Genomic DNA, 17,804 nt, shown 5'->3' on the forward strand with positions numbered 1-17,804 from the left:
GGAGCCACCCCATGAGCCTGGAACACTTCAAATCCTTCGACCTGCCTTTGAGCGCCCTGCTCACCCCGCCACCGCCGCCCGACCCGATGCTGCCGCTGCTGAACGCGCGCCAACGCTATTTCGCCGACCTGGCCGACTACTGGCTGTCCGGCACACCGCCTGCGACCAGCCGCCAAGCCCAGTTGAGCGAGATCCTGCGCCAGCAATTGCTGGCGCAAATCGCCCTGCGCGAGGGCGACCACACCCTGGGCTCCAACCATGCCGAGCTGATGTCCAGTTGCGTGAGCCTGCCGCTGCCTTCGCAGCGCCAGCATCTGCCGGTGGCGCAGCGTCCGCAGGTGTACCGGCCGGTGCTGAGCATCACCACGCCCCACTGGCGCTGCCCTTTGCGCGGCGCTTTCGTCATCGTCGAGGGTGGCCCCGAAGGCGGCATGCCCGACCCTCGCCAACCCGGCGAATACGCCCTGCTCTGCAGCCTGCCCCATGGCATCGAGGCCTTCGACAGCCTCGCCGAACTGCACGTCGAGCTGTGCGAACGGCTCGACGACCCGCAACAGAGCCGTCCGCTGCTGCGCCATCTGCACAGCGACGAGGATCGCGAGCGGGCGTGCAATGCCGAGCGCCTGCGCTACGAGTGGTTCAACGACGACCTGGTCCAGGCCCTGGTCCAGGACTTGATCGACGCGCAACGCACCACGCTCATCGCCCTCTGGGAAAGCGCCGCGCGACGGTCACTGGTGGATCTGTCCATCTTGGCCGAAGACCTGCGAACGGCCGCCGATGTCGTGCCCTGGATCGACAGCCGCTCGGCCCTGCAAACCCGCTACGGCCTGCTCCTGGAGCGCAACTCGCCGGCCTGGCTGCGGCATGCGTCGGCCCAGGGTCTGACCCACATCATGCAGACCGTGCAGGAGCTGGTGGTCGCCATCGACCGGGCATCGGCTCCGGGCATCCTCGACTCCAAGCAGTTTCTCGAGCGCAACAGCTTGCTGGCCTGGACCCGCGACCGTCTGCGCAGCGCATTGCGCCAACGCCACCAATTGGATCTCGACCCGCTCCACACGTACGTCAGCGTGACCCTGGCCAGGCAGAAGGGCCCGGTGCTGCACCCGGGCATCACCACCGCCTGGATTCCCGCGGCCAGCCGCCCGCAGGTGGGCGATAGCGTAGAGCTGGTGCGCCGCACCTACCGCCTCGACGAACTGGCCCTGATCAATGTCAGCCTGCTCGACATCGACTACTGGCTGACCGCCAGGGTGCACGACGCGGACGACCATACCGTGTCCGGCATCACCCCCAGCCAGGTCCGCGCCATGGTGCGCGAATTGAACGTCGGCGAGAGCTATCGCCAATACCTGCGTACCCACCTGCTGACCTCGCCGCAGGCGCAGTGGCGCAAGGACCGTTATGTAGATGTCAGCCGCGCGCGCATGCGTACGGAACTGGCCAAGGCGCACTACGCCGGGCACCTGCTGGAAGATCCGTTCGAACGCGGTTTCGAGTGGGCGATGCTGGTGCTGGACAACCCGACCGCCCAAGCGCGCCAGCGCTTGCGCGGGCAACGTCTGAGCGTACGCCAGCTACTGTTGGGTGGGCATACCTTGCACGATGTCATGCTCGTCACGCCCGAGGGGGCTGGTTTCTCGCGCTTCCTGGCCTACACCCCGGATGCGCCCGATCGGCGTGCCTGGCGGGAATTTCGCAACACCCGCCACCTGCTCAGGACCCTGCGCAGCAAGCCCGCGCTACGCCAATACGTCAAGGAGCGCCTGCCGCTGCTCGACCCCGAGCAGGTCGAACGCTGGCTGACCAAGGGCGGCCTTGGCGCCATCGCGCAACGCCCGGAAATCGTCGGCGACTTCCAGCGCGCCCGCTATGTGGCAGAAGTCAACGCCACACTGGCCCGCGTCGATGCCAGCACCAACACCAAACTCGAACTGCTGGGCGAGCTGACCTTGCATGCGTTGTCGATCCTGCTCGACCTGATCAGCCTGGTGATTCCGGCACGCGCCCTGGTGCCGGTGGCATTGGCGCGCGCGCTCCTGTCGGTCATCGACGCTAATGCGGCATTCAAGGAGGATGACCGCACCGGCGTGCTCAAACACCTGGTCGAATCCTTCACCCACATCAGCGACGCCATCAACAACATCGGCGGCACCACGGTGATGCGTCGGGCCATTCGCGCCATTCCCCCCACCCCGCCGCTGAAGCTGCCGCCTGCCGCAGCCATCAACATCGACACCGACAAGCTACGTTACCGGGTCGACGGCATTCACAAGGAAGGCATCTACGAGCAGCCGTCGCCCTATGCGGGCCTGTCGCTGTACTACATCAAGGACGCGGCCGGCATGAACTACCAAGTGGCATTCGATGGCTACCGCTGGCGGGTGCTCGACCCGCGCATGCCCGATGCGTACCTCAAGGTCCCGGTCAAACGGCGCGCGGATGGCGAGTGGGTCGTGGACTCGCCCGTGCTGTGGTACGACGGCTTGCCCGACCTTGCGGCGCTGTTGGCCGAGTGCCAGTTGCCCGAACGGCCCATGGGCGTCGAGCTCCCCGATGGAGACGGGCTGTTCCGATACGAAGGGCAGCTGTATCTGCTGGCGGGGGAGCAGGCGTTACCGCTGCGTGCGCATTTGCTCGACGATCACTACCACCTGCTGATTCCGAACCAGCCGAACGGTCCCGCTACGGCTTGGGCAATCCTGCGCTGGCGCGACGGGCAGTGGCGTATCCGGGTGCGGCAGGCCGGGCGCAGCAGCGACTGGCTGGCGCTGCCGGCCGCCTACTCGGTCAGGCGCGGAAGCAGCGCGTCCAGCCGCTGATGCAAGGTGCTGCCGCTCGGCCAGTTACGCAGCAGGCGCGCCCGGTCGCGGGCGTAGGCGGCGGCGAAGCTGCGCTGGGTGGCGTGCTGGCACATGGCGTCGAGGTCGATCAGCGACCAATGGCCGTCGACCCAGAACAGGTTGTGCCCCTTGAAGTCGCCATGGCTGATGCGTTCGCGGATCAGCTGTCGCATCAGGCTGACCAGCGCGTCGATCTGCACCTGTGGCGCCTGGCCGTCGTCCACATAGGGCGCGAAGCACTCGGTCAGGTCCGGGCCGTCGACGTAGTCGGTGACCAGGTAGGCGCGGCCACGCAGGCCCAGCATGCGCCGCTCCAGCACGGCCAATGGCTGCGGGGTGGCGATGTCGAGAAACGCCAGGCGCTGGCCTTCGATCCAGGAATGCCAGGCGCGGCTCGGGCGCCAGAAGCGCTTGAGCCAGTGCGCGGCGTTCTTGATGTTGTAGCGCTTGATCACCAGCTTACGGCCGCCCACCTCGACGCGCGCCACGCTGGCGGCGCCGCCGGTCTTGTACAGATGGCCCTGGTCGATGAGCGAGTCGGCTTGCTCCAGCACCGGCGACAAGGCGGCCACTTCGCTGCGGCGGATCGCCTGCAACTTCGACAGGCTGCGCTCGACGCTGAACAAACTGCATTCGCGACCGGCCTTGTCCAGGTAATCCTTCTGCCGCCAGGCACGTACCTTGTCGACTTGCTTCTGCAACGCTTCGAGCGGCAGCGCGTGCTCGGCATTGGCCAGCAGGTAGTGCACCAGCAGCTCTTCGAGGAATGGCTCCAGACGCTTGGGCAACTGGGCGAAAAACACCCCGAGGTTTTCCAGCACGCGCTGGCGCGACAGGGGTTTGCCTGGGGTTTCGGCCTTGATGCCGGCACCGTCGATCAGGTACAGCCGCTCGCCTTGGCGCAGCAGGTTGTCCAGGTGCAGGTCGTCTTGCCACAGGCCTGCCGCATGCATGCGCGCCACGGCCGCCAGGGCCTCGCCGATCACCTGCTGTTGGCCGTCGCTCAATGTGGGCTGGGTCGCTACCTGCTGCCACGCATCGTCCAGGCTTTGCGCCTGGTCGAGAAATTCGAACAGCAACCAGCCGCCCTGGCCTTCGACCAGACCGTCGGCGAGCAGGGTCGGTGTGGTCAGGCCTTGGGCGGCCAGCAGGCGCACGCCTTCGAGCTCGCGCTGGAAATGTCGCGCCGCACTGCCGCCGACCAGCAGCTTGGCCAGCACCGGCGTGCCGCGCCACAGGGCCGCACCCACGTAGCGCTGGCCAGGCAACACGCGCAGCAGGCTGAGCAATTGCAGGTCGGCAGGCCCGGCGGCATCGGCCAGGGTCAAGGTCAGCGGCAGGCTCGGGTTGCGCCCGGCCTGTTTGAGTTCGGCCAGTTGCATCAGCGCGCCCCCTTTTCACGATGGCGGCGCAGCAGATGCTGTTGCCAGTCGCCCACCACCGCGCTGTCAGCGGGTTGGTCGAGGTAGGCGGCCAGGAGCAGGCGCACGTCGCCTTCGCTCCAGACGCGGGCTCGGCGCATCAGCGGCTCGAGGTCCTTGAGGCGGTCACGGCGGCCGAACAACAACGGCCGAGTCTTCTCCAGGTCGATCAGTTGCGCCTGCCAACCGCTGCGCCGTTCGCGCAAGAAGATGTGCTTGGGGTAGAAGCAGCCATGCACTTGCCCGGCGCCGTGCAGGGTGCGCGCCAATTGGCCGCAGGCGCGCAGGATGCCCTCGCGCTGCGCGTCGGCCAGTTCGGGCCACTGCGCCAGCAGGCCGTCCAGGTCGCGCCAATCGTCCAGGGCACGGGTCAGCAGCATCGCCCGATGCGCCTCACGATCCTTGCGCTGGCCGTAGAACACCGCCTGCAACGCCGGAATGCCGAGCGTCTGATAGCGCCGGATATTGCGAAACTCGCGGCTGAAGGTCGGCTCGCCGAAGGGTGCGTGCAGGGTGCGAGTCAGGTAGTCGGCCTGGCGCTTGAGGTAATAGCCCTTACCCTCCAGCTCCAGGCGATAGACGCTGCTCCAGCCGCCACGCCCGGTGTTGGGTTCGTCGACGGCGTCGAGTTGCAAACTCCACAGCGCTTCGAAATCGTTCAGGCCGTGACGCTGCAACAAGGCGACGTCCTCGCTGGCCAGGTAATCGGTCATTCCCTTCCCTCGAAAAAGCTCAGTACCTGGGCGATGCGCTGCTTGTCTTTACCGTTGAGCCGCGCATGGCCGCGATAGTGCAGGTAGAAACGCAGGCGCTGTGTGGCCGAGAGGTGGTACTTGGCCACCTTGTCCAGGCAGGCCAGGTCCTTGATCACCCGATGGCGCAGCATGAAGCCACGCCAGAAGTCGCCGGTCGGGCAGTCGATGAAGAACACCGTGCCCCGATCGTCGACCAGCAGGTTGCGCCATTTGAGGTCGTTGTGGGTGAAATGGTGGTCGTGCATCACCCGTGTGTGGCGGGCCACCTGCCGGCACAGGTGGGCCACCCAGGCGCGGTCGGCCAGGCGCGGATCGTTGCGCTCGGCCAGCACCGAGAGGTCTTCGGTGCGCGGCAGTTCGCGGGTGATCATGGCGCCACGGCCAAAGGCCAGGCCATTGCGCTCCAGGCCCCAGGCGACCACTTCGGCGGTGGGAATGTTCCACTTGGCGAATTGCTTGAGGTTCTGCCATTCGGCCTTGATCCGCGGGCGGCCCAGGTAGCGACGCAGGCCCTTGCCGGCGCCGGTGTAGCGTTTGACGTAGTAGTTGACGCCGTCGCGCTCTACGCGCACCACCTCACTGAGCGGATCGCGGGTCAGGCGCTCGCCTTGCAGGGCGAACACCGCCTCCAGGCTGCCGAAGTCCGCGGCCAGGTGTTCGTACCCCGGCTCCAAGGTCCAGCCGGCCATCAGAGTGCGTCCCCGTAACGCTGCTTGCGCGCGTAGAGCTTGTGCGCCTTGCGTTGCAGGTAGGCAAGCAAGCTGGCCTCGTCGCGCAGTATCTGGCGCAGCGGGCGCTGGAAGTAGCCGCGCAGGAAGCGCAGCTCGTCGCGCGCAGTCAAGCCGATGTCCAGCGCCGAGAAGTACAGCGCGGCCAGGTCCTTGTCGCGCCAGCGGCGGCTGATGCGCGTGCGGGTCTGCGCGCGGTGCAGGTCGATCAGCGACAGCTTCAGCGTGCCCGGGGCGATGGGCCGGTCGGTGTGCAGCAGGAAGTGGCAGATGTAGCAGTCGCGGTGGTTGACCCCGGCGCGGTGCATGGTGCCGGTCATGCGCGCCACCTCGCTGATCAGCGCGTGCTTGAGGGCCGGCGCCGGTGGCTGTTGGCGCCAGTCCAGGCTGAAGTCTTCCAGGCTGACGGTCGGCGCCAGTTCCTCGGTGACGATGAACGAATGCTGGTGCGCCGGGTTGCTGCCGCGCTCGCCGTAGGCCACGGCAGTCATGGTCGGCACGCCGGCCTGGTGCAGGCGTTCGATGGCGCGCCATTCCTGGCCGGCGCCGAGCACCGGCAGCTTGGCGCTGAACAGGTTCTTGAACACCTCGCCCCAGCCGATGCCGCGGTGGATCTTGACGAAGTAACCGGCGCCGTCGACTTCGGTGCGCAGGGTGCGGCGCCCTTCGAGTTCACGGTACACCTCGCCCTGCAAACCTTCGACGGCCTCGAACGGGTCGCGCCCGGCCCACAGCTGCTTGAACGGCTCAGCCAGAATCAGCTTCATGGGCGGGGCTCCGCGAGGATCACGTCGGCGGCATGCTGCGGCATGCTGTAGAGGTCGGCGCTGTCGGCGAAGGCCAGGCCATTGCGCGACCAGGCGGCGCGCTGATCGGGCGCCTGAAGCATGCGTGCCAGGTAGTCGTCGAGCTGCGCCTGGGCGAAAGGCTCGTCGAGCACCAGGCCGCAGTCGGCTTCTTCGATGTAATGGGCATAGCCACAGACCTTCGACACCAGCACCGGCAAGCCGGCCACCAAGGCTTCGAGCAGCACGGTGCCGGTGTTTTCGTTGTAGGCCGGGTGGATCAGCAGGTCGGCGCCGAGCAGAAAGCGCGGGATGTCGCTGCGGCCCTTGAGGAACTGCACCTGCTCGCCCAGACCCAAGGCGGCGCTTTGCAGCTGGAACACCTTGGGGTCGTCCTGGCCGATGACCAGCAGCCGCGTGCGCTTGCGCAAGTCGCCAGGCAAGGCGGCCAGCGCTTTGAGGCTACGGTCCACGCCTTTGGTCTTGAAGCCCGAGCCGATCTGTACCAGCAGCAGTTCGTCGGCGCCGACGTCGAACTCCTGGCGCAGGCCCGCCCGGATGTCTTCGGCGTTGGCCGGTGCGCGGCGGTCCTGGGAGATGCCTGGCGGCAGCAGATGGAAGCGTTCGACCGGGGTGCCGTAGTGCTTGACGAACAGCGGTTGCTGCACCTCGGAGATCATCAGCACCTGGGTCTTGGACTCGCGGGCGAACACCGCCCGCTCGTAGTCAGCGAAATGCTTGTAGCGGCCCCAGCGGCGGTACAGGTTGCCACGCAGGGTCTGGGCCTTGTCTTCGAAGCAGCCGTCGGCGGCGTAGTACACGTCCAGGCCCGGCATCTTGTTGAAGCCGATCAGGCGGTCGACCGGGCGCTTGGCCAGGTCGGCCGCCATCCAGGCGCTGAGTTTCTCGTTGCGCCGATGGTTGAACAGCGCCTTGACCGGCGCGACCAGCACTTCGAAGCCCGGGGGAATGTCGCCTTCCCAGATCAGGGTGTAGACGCGGATCTGGTGCCCGCGTCGTTGGCACTCCAGGGCAATGCGCATGAAGTCGCGTTGCAGGCCGCCGAAGGGAAAGTATTTGTAGAGCACGAAAGCCAGTTGCATCAACGGACATCCTCAGCCAGCAGCAGCGCGCTCAGGCGGCTCGCTACATGCTCGGGATTCAGGCGAGTGAAGCACAGCGGCCACTCGCGTTTGAGATCGAACCGGCGCAGGTCCTCGGCGCTCGGCTTGTAGGTGCATTTCTTTTGCAGGCACGGAGCGCAGGGGAAATCGCTGGCCTGGTGTACCTGGGAGCGCCCGTAGGCGCCGGTCAAGCCAGGGTTGGTCGGGCCGAACAGGGAAATGGTCGGCACGTCCAGTGCCGCGGCCAGATGCCCGAGCCCGGTGTCGACCGCCACACAAGCCTTGGCCGCGGCCAGCACGCGGGCCACCCCGACCAGGTTCAGGCGCGGCAGCACCTGGCAGTGGCTCAGGCCTTGGGCGATGCGTTCGGCGCGGGCCTTCTCGGCCTCGTTGCCCCATGGCAGGCAGACTTGCAGCTTGCGCCGCCCCATGCGCTCGGCCAGCTCGCGCCAGTAGGCCTCCGGCCAATGCTTGGTGGCCCAGGTGGTGCCATGCAGGAACACCACGTAGGGCGCGGCGGGTGGCAGTTGCAGGCGGGCCAGGTCCAGGCCGTAGTCGCCCAGGCCTTCGGGCAGGTCGTAGGCCAGGGCCATGGCGAACAGCTGCCGCGTGCGTTCGACCGCGTGCTGGCCCACCGCGACCGACAGACGCCGGTCGTAGAAGCGGCTCGACAGCCCTTCGCGCGCCGAATAGCGATCCAACCCGGCCACCGGAGCCTTGACCAGACGTGTCAGCCAAGCCGATTTGAGCAGGCCCTGGGCGTCGATCACCAAGTCGTAGGTGTGCTCGCGCAGGCGCTGCCTGAAGACTTTGAACTCGCCGCTCTTGAGCGTTTGCCAGAGGTGCTTGCGCCAGCGGCGGATGGCCACCGGAATCACCCGATCGACCGCCGGGTGCCAGGTCGGAATCTCGGCGAAGCCCTCCTCGACCACCCAGTCGAAGCGGATGCCGGGAATGGCCTGCGCGGCGTCGGTGAGGGCCGGCAGGGTATGGATCACATCGCCGAGCGACGACGTCTTGACGATCAGTACCCGCACTTAGTCGACCTCGGCCAGCAGGTGGATCGGCTGGCCACCGTCGAGGCGCTGCAGGGCCGCGATCACGGCCTGGGGTTCGAGCAGGCGCAGGCAGTTGTAATGGCCGAAACGGCAGGTGCGGTCGAAGCAGGGGCTGCACTCCAGCCCCAGGCGCACCACTTCCACCTGGTCGGCCAGAGGTGGTGTGAAGCCTGGCGAGGTCGAGCCGTACACCGCCACCAAGGGGCGGTTGAGGGCGGCGGCGACGTGCATCAGGCCCGAATCGTTGGACACCACCGCGTCGGCGCACGACATGAGGTCGATGGCCTCGGCCAGGGAGGTTTCGCCGGCCAGGTTCACTGACTCTTCGCGCAGGCCGGGAATCAGCCGCTCGCGGATCGCTTCGCCGACCGGGTGGTCCTTCTTCGAACCGAACAGCCAGACCTGCCAACCTTGGCGCACCAGGGCCTCGGCGACCTCGGCGTAGTGCTCGGCCGGCCAGCGCTTGGACTCGCCGAACTCAGCGCCCGGACACAGCGCCAGCACCGGACGGTCCAGGGCCAGGCCGAACTTGGCCAAAGCAGCGTCGCGGCTGGCCGTTTCGATGCGCAGGGCGGGCTTGGGGTAAGGCTGCGGCAGCTCGGCGCCCGGCGTGTAGGCCAGGGCCATGAAGCGCTCGATCATTAGCGGGTAACGCGCCTTGTCGAGCGTGCGCACGTCGTTGAGCAGGCCCCAGCGCATTTCGCCACGCCAGCCGGTGCGGGTGGCAATCCCAGCGAAGAACGGCACCAACGCCGATTTGAGCGAGTTGGGCAGCAGGATCGCCTGGTCGTACTGGCCCTTGAGCGACTTGCCGATGCGCCTGCGGGTGCCCAGCTCCAGTGCGCCGTGGCCGAGCGGAAAGCTCAAGGCCTGGCGCACTTCGGGCATGCGTTCGAGGAGCGGCCGGCTCCAGTCGGGGGCCAGCACGTCGATGACGCAGTCGGGGTGGCGCTGTTTCAGGACCTGGAACAGCGTCTGCGCCATCACCATGTCGCCGACCCAGCTGGGCCCAATGATCAGTATTCTCATGCGTTTTCCAGAACTCGAAAGGGCCGGCACCTGAGGTGCCGGCCCTTGGAGAAGTCGACGGACAGGCCGCGCCACGGATGGAACAGCGGCTGGGCGCCGGTCTTCTTTCTTTATATTCAGGCTGTGTGGCGCACAGTGTACCACCCGTGTCCGGGAGCTGGGTGAAGGCCATCGTGGGTGCCCGGCGGCATTGGGAGCAGCCGGCCATCGCGGCTGATCGGGGCGCCGAGTCGACTGGTCTACAAGCTCACTACACTCCCGGATAACGCGCGTACTCTGTGGGAGCGGCCGGTTCGGCGCTCCGATTAGCCGCGATGGCCGGCGACGCCGGCCCGATCCAGGCGCTGCGGTTTGCCAGAAAAAATACGGCACCCAGCAGAAAACCGCACGCCCCTGCACAACGCCATCACTCCAACCCCAACGCCCCCCAGATCCGCCGTACCTCGCGGCGCTCCTCGGCGAACTGGCTCGCGTCCACTACACCGGCCTGCTTCTGCAACGCCTGGCGGTGCGAGGCCGAGCGGAACGTCTTGTACGCCTCGCGCAACAACGCGGCGTCGCCTGCGGGCATCAATCCGGCCTGTTCCAGCGCTTCGAGCAAACGGATGTTGTCGGTCCAGCGCAACAGCGCCGGATGGTCGTGGGACCAGGCCAGGGCGGCGTATTGCACCATGAACTCGATATCGACGATGCCCCCGGCATCCTGCTTCAAGTCGAACGGCAAGCCTGGTGCATAGGCGTTGGCCGCCGTGCCGGCCGCGGTGGCCTTGCTGCCCAGGCTGGCGCGCATCTTGGCGCGCATGTCGCTGACGGCGGTGCGCAAGGTGGCGATGTCGCGCGCCTGCCCCAGCACACCGGCGCGCACGGCTTCGAAAGCCTCGGCCACCTGCTTGCAGCCCACCAGCACCCGCGCCCGTACCAGGGCCTGGTGTTCCCAGGTCCAGGCTTCGTTGCGCTGGTAGCGCTCGAACGCGCCCAGCGAGCTGACCAACAGGCCTGCCGCGCCCGACGGGCGCAAGCGCATGTCGACGTCGTAGAGCTGCCCGGAGTTGGTCTGCGTGGTCAGCAGATGAATGATGCGCTGACCCAGACGGGTGAAGAACTGCGCGCCGTCGATGGGTTTGTCGCCGTCGGTCTCGGCATGCGGGTCGCCGTCGTGGATGAACACCAGGTCCAGGTCCGAGCCATGGCCCAATTCGATGCCGCCGACCTTGCCGTAACCGACGATGACGAAGGCCGGGTCGCACAGGCTGCCGTCGCTGCGCTTGGGCTGGCCATGGCGGGCGACCGTATGCCGCCAGGCCAAGGCCAGCACCTGGTCGAGAATCGCCTCGGCCAGCCAGGTCAGGTAATCGCTGACCTTCATCAGCGGCAGGTTGCCGGTGATCTCCGAGGCCGCCACACGCAGGCTGTGGGCCAGTTTGAAATGGCGCAGCGCCTCCATCTGCTGCTCCAGGTCCTCCTCGGGAATGCGCATCAGCCGCTCGCGCAGTTCCGAGCCCAGCTCCGGCGCCAGCGGCGGGCTGAACAGCCGGTCTTCGTTGAGCAATTCGTCGAGCAGCAGCGGGAAGCGGGTGATCTGCTCGGCGATCCACGGGCTGGCCGCGCACAGCGTCAACAGGCGGCGCAAGGCGCCGGGGTTCTCCGTGAGCAACACCAGATAGGCCGAGCGCCGCGCCACCGCCTCGACCAGGGGCAGCACCCGCTCCAGCACCAGGTCGGGGTGGTCGTGCTCGACCGCCTGGGCCAGCAGGCGCGGGATGAAGGCGTCCAGGCGCTCGCGGCCGATGCGCTGCATCGAACGCAGCGACGGGCTGGCGCGCAAGGCGGTGAGCCGGCGCAGGGCTTCGGCGGGGTTGCGCAGGCCGGCTTCCTGCAATTGTCGACAGGCGGCTTCTTCATCCTGTGCCTGTTCCCACAAGGGCGACCACTCGCCGCCCACCACCAGCTCGCCCTCAGCTTCGTCCTCGTCCGGGTCGGCGATGACCTGGCGGAAATGCCAGTCGATACGCTCGCGCCACTGCATCAATTGCGCATGGAAGCCCTCCCAGTCGGCGAAGCCGAGCATGTAGGCCACGCGCGCGCGGTCCAGCGCATCGTCGGGCAGCATCTGCGTCTGGCGGTCGGCGATGGCCTGGATGGCGTGCTCGGTGTAGCGCAGGAAGGCATAGCCGTCGCGCAGCTCGGCCACCACCGCCGGCGGCAGATAGCCCTGCCCTTCCAGCGTCGCCAGCACCTTGAGCAAGGGCCGCTGTTGCAGGCTCAGGTCGCGCCCGCCGTGGATCAACTGGAATGCCTGGGCGATGAACTCCACTTCGCGGATACCGCCTGCGCCCAGCTTGATGTTGTCGGCCATGCCCTTGCGCCGCACCTCCTGCTGGATCAGTTGCTTCATAGTGCGCAGCGCTTCGATGGCCGAGAAGTCCAGGTAGCGGCGGTACACGAAGGGTCGCAGCATAGCCTGCAGCTGCGCACCGGCGGCCTGGTCGCCGGCCACCACGCGGGCCTTGATCATGGCGTAGCGCTCCCAGTCGCGGCCCTGGTCTTGGTAGTAGTGCTCCAGCGCGTTGAAGCTCAGCACCAGGGCACCGGAGGAGCCATAGGGGCGCAGGCGCATGTCGACGCGGAACACGAAGCCGTCGACCGTGACCGGGTCGAGCGCTTTTATCAGGCGCTGGCCCAGGCGGGTAAAGAACTCCTGATTGTCCAGCGCGCGCTTCACACCTTGGGTTTCGCCGCCTTCAGGGAAGGCGAAGATCAGGTCGATGTCCGATGACAGGTTCAGCTCCACCGCGCCCAGCTTGCCCATGCCCAGCACCACCATGTGCTGGGCCTCGCCGCTGCGCGCGCCGACAGGCGTGCCGAATTGCTGGCAGTGGCGTGGGTACAGCCATTGGTAGGCTTGGTCGATGCAGGCGTCGGCCAGATCCGACAGGTCGCGGCAGGTTTCCTTGAGCTCGGCCTGGCGGGTCAAGTCGCGCCAGACGATGCGCACCTGCTGGCGGTTGCGCTCGCGGCGCAGCTGCCGCGCCAGTTCCTCTTCGCTGGCGGCGGCAGCGGCCGTCGCCGCGATGCGCGCGCGCAGCTCGCCCGGCGCCAGCGCCCGCTCCAGTTCGCCGCTGCCCAACAGCTCGCAGAATATCGCCGGCTCGCGCACCACCTGCTCCATGACGAAGTCGCTGGCCGCCGTGACCTGCTCGAACTGGCGACGCTGCATGGCGCTCCAGGTCGTAGGGTCGAGTGGCGGGTGGCTGGCGACGGCGTCCTGCAGAGCGTGTCGATTGCGGGCGACGACCGGTTGGAAGACAACGGGCAGATCGGGCGGCAAAGGCTGGCGCATGGGCTATCCTTGATCGGCGTTTGGCGGAGGGGCGTCTGCGGCCGTGAACAAGGCCTGACGAGAAGAAATTGTATACAAAAGCTTTAAATAGCTAATAAATGCTTAATGGCAGCAGAAATCATCAAATTACTGCCCTTCATCCTGCATATTTCACGCGCAGAAACGATTTTTCCTACACGCCAAGGTGCGACCGAATGTCGCTTATCTGTAGTTTTGCGACTACCCGTTCGCTGCAAAAGCATGAAATCAAAATGCATTTGTAGTAAAACTACACGCCGCCGGATCAGACCCCCGGCAATCCAAGAATTCACGACGTCTGCCCATAAGGCCAGTCGCAAACTCAGGCTCCCGATTCTGGTTGCCTTTCCGCCCTGGAGCAAGCCATGCAAGACCTCGATCCAATCGAAACCCAGGAATGGCTGGATGCCCTGGAGTCGGTCCTCGACAAAGAAGGCGAAGACCGCGCTCATTACCTGATGACCCGTATGGGCGAGCTGGCCACCCGTAGTGGCTCGCAGCTGCCGTATGCCATCACCACGCCGTACCGCAACACCATTCCCGTGACTCACGAAGCACGCATGCCTGGCGACCTGTTCATGGAACGCCGCATTCGCTCGCTGGTTCGCTGGAATGCGCTGGCCATGGTCGTGCGCACCAACCTGAAAGACTCGGACCTGGGCGGACACATCTCGAGCTTCGCCTCCAGCGCGACGCTGTACGACATCGGCTTCAACTACTTCTTCCAGGCCCCGACCGAAGAGCACGGCGGCGACCTGATCTTCTACCAAGGCCACGCCTCGCCTGGCGTCTACGCCCGCGCCTTCCTGGAAGGCCGCATCAGCGAAGACCAGATGAACAACTTCCGCCAGGAAGTCGATGGCAATGGTCTGTCGTCCTATCCGCACCCGTGGTTGATGCCGGACTTCTGGCAGTTCCCGACCGTGTCGATGGGTCTGGGCCCGATCCAGGCCATCTACCAGGCACGCTTCATGAAGTACCTGGAAGCGCGCGGCTACATCCCGGCCGGCAAGCAGAAGGTCTGGTGCTTCATGGGCGACGGCGAGTGCGACGAGCCCGAATCCCTGGGCGCAATCTCCCTGGCCGGCCGCGAGAAGCTGGACAACCTGATCTTCGTCATCAACTGCAACCTGCAGCGCCTCGACGGCCCGGTTCGCGGCAACGGCAAGATCATCCAGGAACTCGAAGGCGTGTTCCGCGGCGGTGGCTGGAACGTCAACAAAGTCGTGTGGGGCCGCTTCTGGGACCCACTGCTGGCCAAGGACACCGACGGTATCCTGCAGCGCCGCATGGACGAAGTCATCGACGGCGAGTACCAGAACTACAAGGCCAAAGACGGCGCCTTCGTGCGTGAGCACTTCTTCAATTCGCCAGAACTCAAGGCCATGGTCGAGCACCTGTCCGACGACGAGATCTGGAAGCTCAACCGTGGCGGCCACGACCCGTACAAGGTCTATGCGGCCTACCACCAGGCGGTGAACCACAAGGAACAGCCGACCGTCATCCTGGCCAAGACCATCAAGGGTTATGGCACCGGTGCCGGCGAAGCGAAGAACACCGCGCACAACACCAAGAAGGTCGACGTCGACAGCCTGCGCCACTTCCGCGACCGCTTCGACATCCCGGTCAAGGACGAAGAGCTGGAGAACCTGCCGTTCTTCAAACCCGAACCCGACAGCGCCGAAGCCAAGTACCTGGCCAAGCGCCGCCAAGCCCTGGGCGGCAGCGTGCCACAGCGCCGCGCCAAGAGCTTCAGCGTCCCGACGCCTTCCCTGGATACCCTCAAGGCTATCCTGGACGGTTCGGGCGACCGCGAAATCTCCACCACCATGGCTTTCGTGCGCATTCTGGCGCAGCTGGTCAAGGACAAGGAAATCGGCCCGCGCATCGTACCGATCATCCCGGACGAAGCCCGTACCTTCGGTATGGAAGGCATGTTCCGCCAGCTGGGCATCTACTCGTCGGTCGGCCAGCTCTACGAGCCCGTCGACAAAGACCAGGTGATGTTCTACCGCGAGGACAAGAAGGGCCAGATCCTCGAGGAAGGCATCAACGAAGCCGGCGCCATGTCGTCGTTCATCGCCGCCGGTACCTCGTACTCGAACCACAACCAGCCGATGTTGCCGTTCTACATCTTCTATTCGATGTTCGGCTTCCAGCGTATCGGCGACCTGGCCTGGGCCGCTGGCGACAGCCGTACCCGTGGTTTCCTGATCGGCGGTACCGCCGGCCGTACCACCCTGAACGGTGAAGGTCTGCAGCACGAAGACGGTCACAGCCACCTGCTGGCCGGGACCATCCCGAACTGCCGCACCTACGATCCGACCTACGGCTACGAGCTGGCGGTGATCATCCAGGACGGCATGAAGAAGATGACCGAAGAGCAACAGGACATCTTCTACTACATCACCGTGATGAACGAGTCGTACCAGCAGCCTGCCATGCCGGCCGGCGCCGAGGAAGGCATCGTCAAGGGCATGTACCTGCTCGAGGAAGACACTCGTGAAGCCGCGCACCACGTGCAGCTGATGGGTTCGGGCACCATCCTGCGCGAAGTTCGCGAAGCGGCGAAGATCCTGCGCGAGGACTACAACGTCGGCGCCGACGTGTGGAGCGTCACCAGCTTCAACGAACTGCGTCGCGACGGCCTGGCCGTGGAACGCGCCAACCGCCTCAAGCCTGGCCAGAAGCCACAGCAGACCTACGTCGAGCAGTGCCTGAGCGGTCGCAAAGGCCCGGTGGTGGCGTCTACCGACTACATGAAGATCTTTGCCGAGCAAATCCGTCAGTGGGTGCCGAGCAAGGAGTTCAAGGTCCTGGGTACCGATGGCTTCGGTCGCAGCGACAGCCGCAAGAAGCTGCGTCACTTCTTCGAAGTCGACCGCCACTTCGTGGTGCTGGCTGCCCTGGAAGCCCTGGCTGACCGTGGCGAGATCGAACCCAAAGTGGTGGCCGATGCCATCACCAAGTTCGGCATCGACCCGGACAAGCGCAACCCACTGGACTGCTGAGGAGTATCTATAAGTGAGCGAACTCATTCGCGTACCTGACATCGGCAGCGGTGAAGGTGAAATCATCGAGCTGTTCGTCAAGGTCGGCGACCGCATCGAGGCCGACCAGAGCCTGCTGACCCTGGAGTCCGACAAGGCCTCCATGGAGATCCCCGCGCCCAAGGCAGGTGTGGTCAAGGAGCTGAAGGTCAAGCTGGGCGACCGCCTGAAAGAAGGCGACGAACTGCTGGTGCTGGAAGCCGAGGGTGCCGATTCGGCGCCCGAGGCTGCGGCTGAAAAACCGGCTGCCGCCGAGAAACCGGCTGAGCAATCGGCTGAAAAGCCTGCGGAAAAAGCCGCCGAGCAAGCAGCCCCTGCCGCTGCCAGCGTGCAGGACATCCACGTGCCGGACATCGGCTCGTCGGGCAAGGCCAAGATCATCGAAGTGCTGGTCAAGGCCGGCGACACCGTCGAAGCCGACCAGTCGCTGATCACCCTGGAGTCCGACAAGGCCTCCATGGAGATTCCGTCGCCTGCCGCTGGTGTGGTCAAGGAAGTGATCTGCAAGCTGGACGACGAAGTCGGTACCGGCGATCTGATCCTCAAGCTGGAAGTGGCCGGCGCAGCGCCTGCCGCCGCGCCTGAAAAAGCTGCCAGCGAACCGGCCAAGGCCCAGGCTCCAGCCAAGGCCGACGGCGCCGCCGAGGCCAAGGCCCCTGCCGCCGAAGCGCCTGCCGCCACTGCCCCGGCAGCCGGCAGCAACGCCAAGGTCCACGCCGGCCCGGCCGTGCGCCAGCTGGCTCGCGAGTTCGGTGTCGACCTGGGCGCGGTCAGCGCCAGCGGCCCGCACGGTCGCATCCTCAAGGAAGACGTGCAGGTCTACGTCAAGGCCATGATGCAGAAGGCCAAGGAAGCGCCGGCCGCTGCCGCTGGCGCTACCGGCGGCGCAGGCATTCCGCCGATTCCGGCCGTGGACTTCAGCAAGTTCGGTGAAGTCGAGGAAGTCGCCCTCACCCGCCTGATGCAGGTCGGCGCCGCCAACCTGCACCGCAGCTGGCTGAACGTGCCGCACGTGACCCAGTTCGACTCGGCCGACATCACCGAGTTGGAAGCCTTCCGTGTGGCGCAGAAAGCCGTCGCCGAGAAAGCCGGCGTCAAGCTCACCGTGTTGCCGCTGCTGCTCAAGGCCTGCGCCTTCCTGCTCAAGGAAATGCCGGACTTCAACAGCTCGCTGGCACCAAGCGGCAAAGCGATCATCCGCAAGAAGTACGTCAACGTCGGTTTCGCCGTGGACACCCCGGATGGCCTGCTGGTCCCTGTGATCAAGAACGTCGACCAGAAGAGCTTGCTGCAACTGGCTGCCGAGGCTGCGGCCCTGGCCGAGAAAGCCCGCACCAAGAAGCTGTCGGCCGACGACATGCAGGGCGCGTGCTTCACCATCTCCAGCCTCGGCCATATTGGCGGCACCGGCTTCACGCCGATCGTCAACGCACCGGAAGTGGCGATCCTCGGCGTGTCCAAGGCCACCATGCAACCGGTCTGGGATGGCAAGGCCTTCCAGCCCAAGCTGATGCTGCCGCTGTCGCTGTCCTACGACCACCGTGTGATCAACGGTGCCGCCGCCGCCCGCTTCACCAAGCGTCTGGGCGACGTGCTGACCGACATCCGCACGCTGCTGCTGTAACGCTGCAACAGGGCGGCTGCCGGGAC

General features: G+C 66.1%; 11 protein-coding genes. 3 read left to right on the forward strand and 8 right to left on the reverse strand.

The window, feature by feature from the left end; genetic code table 11:
- Positions 1-11: 11 nt before the first annotated feature.
- Positions 12-2,825 carry a dermonecrotic toxin domain-containing protein gene (locus ACSMEV_RS01600; protein WP_459206975.1) on the forward strand — a complete coding sequence of 938 codons (2,814 nt, stop codon included), beginning with the start codon at positions 12-14 and terminating at the stop codon, positions 2,823-2,825.
- Here the strand turns inward: ACSMEV_RS01600 and ACSMEV_RS01605 are convergent.
- The 8 genes from ACSMEV_RS01605 to glnE all read right to left on the reverse strand — a co-directional run bounded on the left by ACSMEV_RS01605 (position 2,786) and on the right by glnE (position 13,086).
- On the reverse strand, positions 2,786-4,228 hold the full coding sequence (locus ACSMEV_RS01605; RefSeq protein ID WP_459206976.1) for a lipopolysaccharide kinase InaA family protein: 1,443 nt from the start codon (positions 4,226-4,228) through the stop codon (positions 2,786-2,788). The two genes, ACSMEV_RS01600 and ACSMEV_RS01605, sit on opposite strands and share 40 nt — an antisense overlap.
- Positions 4,228-4,980, reverse strand: a complete 753-nt coding sequence (locus tag ACSMEV_RS01610; protein ID WP_459206977.1) for a lipopolysaccharide kinase InaA family protein — start codon at positions 4,978-4,980, stop codon at positions 4,228-4,230. The genes ACSMEV_RS01605 and ACSMEV_RS01610 overlap by 1 nt, the downstream gene beginning before the upstream one ends.
- A complete protein-coding gene (locus ACSMEV_RS01615; RefSeq protein ID WP_459206978.1) occupies positions 4,977-5,711 on the reverse strand; it encodes a lipopolysaccharide kinase InaA family protein in 735 nt (244 codons plus the stop codon). Before ACSMEV_RS01615 ends, ACSMEV_RS01610 begins: the two co-directional genes overlap by 4 nt.
- Positions 5,711-6,517 (reverse strand): lipopolysaccharide core heptose(I) kinase RfaP, encoded by an 807-nt coding sequence (rfaP, locus tag ACSMEV_RS01620; RefSeq protein WP_459206979.1) that lies wholly within the window; start codon positions 6,515-6,517, stop codon positions 5,711-5,713. Before rfaP ends, ACSMEV_RS01615 begins: the two co-directional genes overlap by 1 nt.
- Entirely contained in the window at positions 6,514-7,638 is a 1,125-nt protein-coding gene (locus ACSMEV_RS01625) for a glycosyltransferase family 4 protein (RefSeq protein ID WP_459206980.1), read from the reverse strand. The genes rfaP and ACSMEV_RS01625 overlap by 4 nt, the downstream gene beginning before the upstream one ends.
- Positions 7,638-8,696, reverse strand: coding sequence for a lipopolysaccharide heptosyltransferase I (waaC, locus tag ACSMEV_RS01630; protein WP_459206981.1), 1,059 nt, complete (start codon positions 8,694-8,696; stop codon positions 7,638-7,640). The genes ACSMEV_RS01625 and waaC overlap by 1 nt, the downstream gene beginning before the upstream one ends.
- On the reverse strand, positions 8,697-9,746 hold the full coding sequence (gene waaF / locus ACSMEV_RS01635; RefSeq protein ID WP_459206982.1) for a lipopolysaccharide heptosyltransferase II: 1,050 nt from the start codon (positions 9,744-9,746) through the stop codon (positions 8,697-8,699).
- Positions 9,747-10,152: 406 nt separating this feature from the next.
- Positions 10,153-13,086, reverse strand: a complete 2,934-nt coding sequence (gene glnE / locus ACSMEV_RS01640; protein WP_459206983.1) for a bifunctional [glutamate--ammonia ligase]-adenylyl-L-tyrosine phosphorylase/[glutamate--ammonia-ligase] adenylyltransferase — start codon at positions 13,084-13,086, stop codon at positions 10,153-10,155.
- Positions 13,087-13,469: 383 nt separating this feature from the next.
- On the opposite strand from glnE, the gene aceE reads away from it, so the two are divergent.
- Both aceE and aceF read left to right on the forward strand, forming a co-directional pair.
- Positions 13,470-16,115, forward strand: a complete 2,646-nt coding sequence (gene aceE / locus ACSMEV_RS01645) for a pyruvate dehydrogenase (acetyl-transferring), homodimeric type (RefSeq protein ID WP_296266363.1) — start codon at positions 13,470-13,472, stop codon at positions 16,113-16,115.
- Positions 16,116-16,128: 13 nt separating this feature from the next.
- Positions 16,129-17,778 carry a dihydrolipoyllysine-residue acetyltransferase gene (gene aceF, locus ACSMEV_RS01650; RefSeq protein WP_459206984.1) on the forward strand — a complete coding sequence of 550 codons (1,650 nt, stop codon included), beginning with the start codon at positions 16,129-16,131 and terminating at the stop codon, positions 17,776-17,778.
- Positions 17,779-17,804 lie beyond the last annotated feature (26 nt).

The organism is Pseudomonas sp. MLB6B, assembly GCF_054508135.1.

Coding starts and splice junctions, on each gene's coding strand:
- ACSMEV_RS01600 (WP_459206975.1), top strand. CDS start 12: ATGAGCCTGGAACACTTCAAATCCTTCGACCTGCCTTTGAGCGCCCTG.
- ACSMEV_RS01605 (WP_459206976.1), bottom strand. CDS start 4,228: ATGCAACTGGCCGAACTCAAACAGGCCGGGCGCAACCCGAGCCTGCCG.
- ACSMEV_RS01610 (WP_459206977.1), bottom strand. CDS start 4,980: ATGACCGATTACCTGGCCAGCGAGGACGTCGCCTTGTTGCAGCGTCAC.
- ACSMEV_RS01615 (WP_459206978.1), bottom strand. CDS start 5,711: ATGGCCGGCTGGACCTTGGAGCCGGGGTACGAACACCTGGCCGCGGAC.
- rfaP (WP_459206979.1), bottom strand. CDS start 6,517: ATGAAGCTGATTCTGGCTGAGCCGTTCAAGCAGCTGTGGGCCGGGCGC.
- ACSMEV_RS01625 (WP_459206980.1), bottom strand. CDS start 7,638: ATGCAACTGGCTTTCGTGCTCTACAAATACTTTCCCTTCGGCGGCCTG.
- waaF (WP_459206982.1), bottom strand. CDS start 9,746: ATGAGAATACTGATCATTGGGCCCAGCTGGGTCGGCGACATGGTGATG.
- glnE (WP_459206983.1), bottom strand. CDS start 13,086: ATGCGCCAGCCTTTGCCGCCCGATCTGCCCGTTGTCTTCCAACCGGTC.
- aceE (WP_296266363.1), top strand. CDS start 13,470: ATGCAAGACCTCGATCCAATCGAAACCCAGGAATGGCTGGATGCCCTG.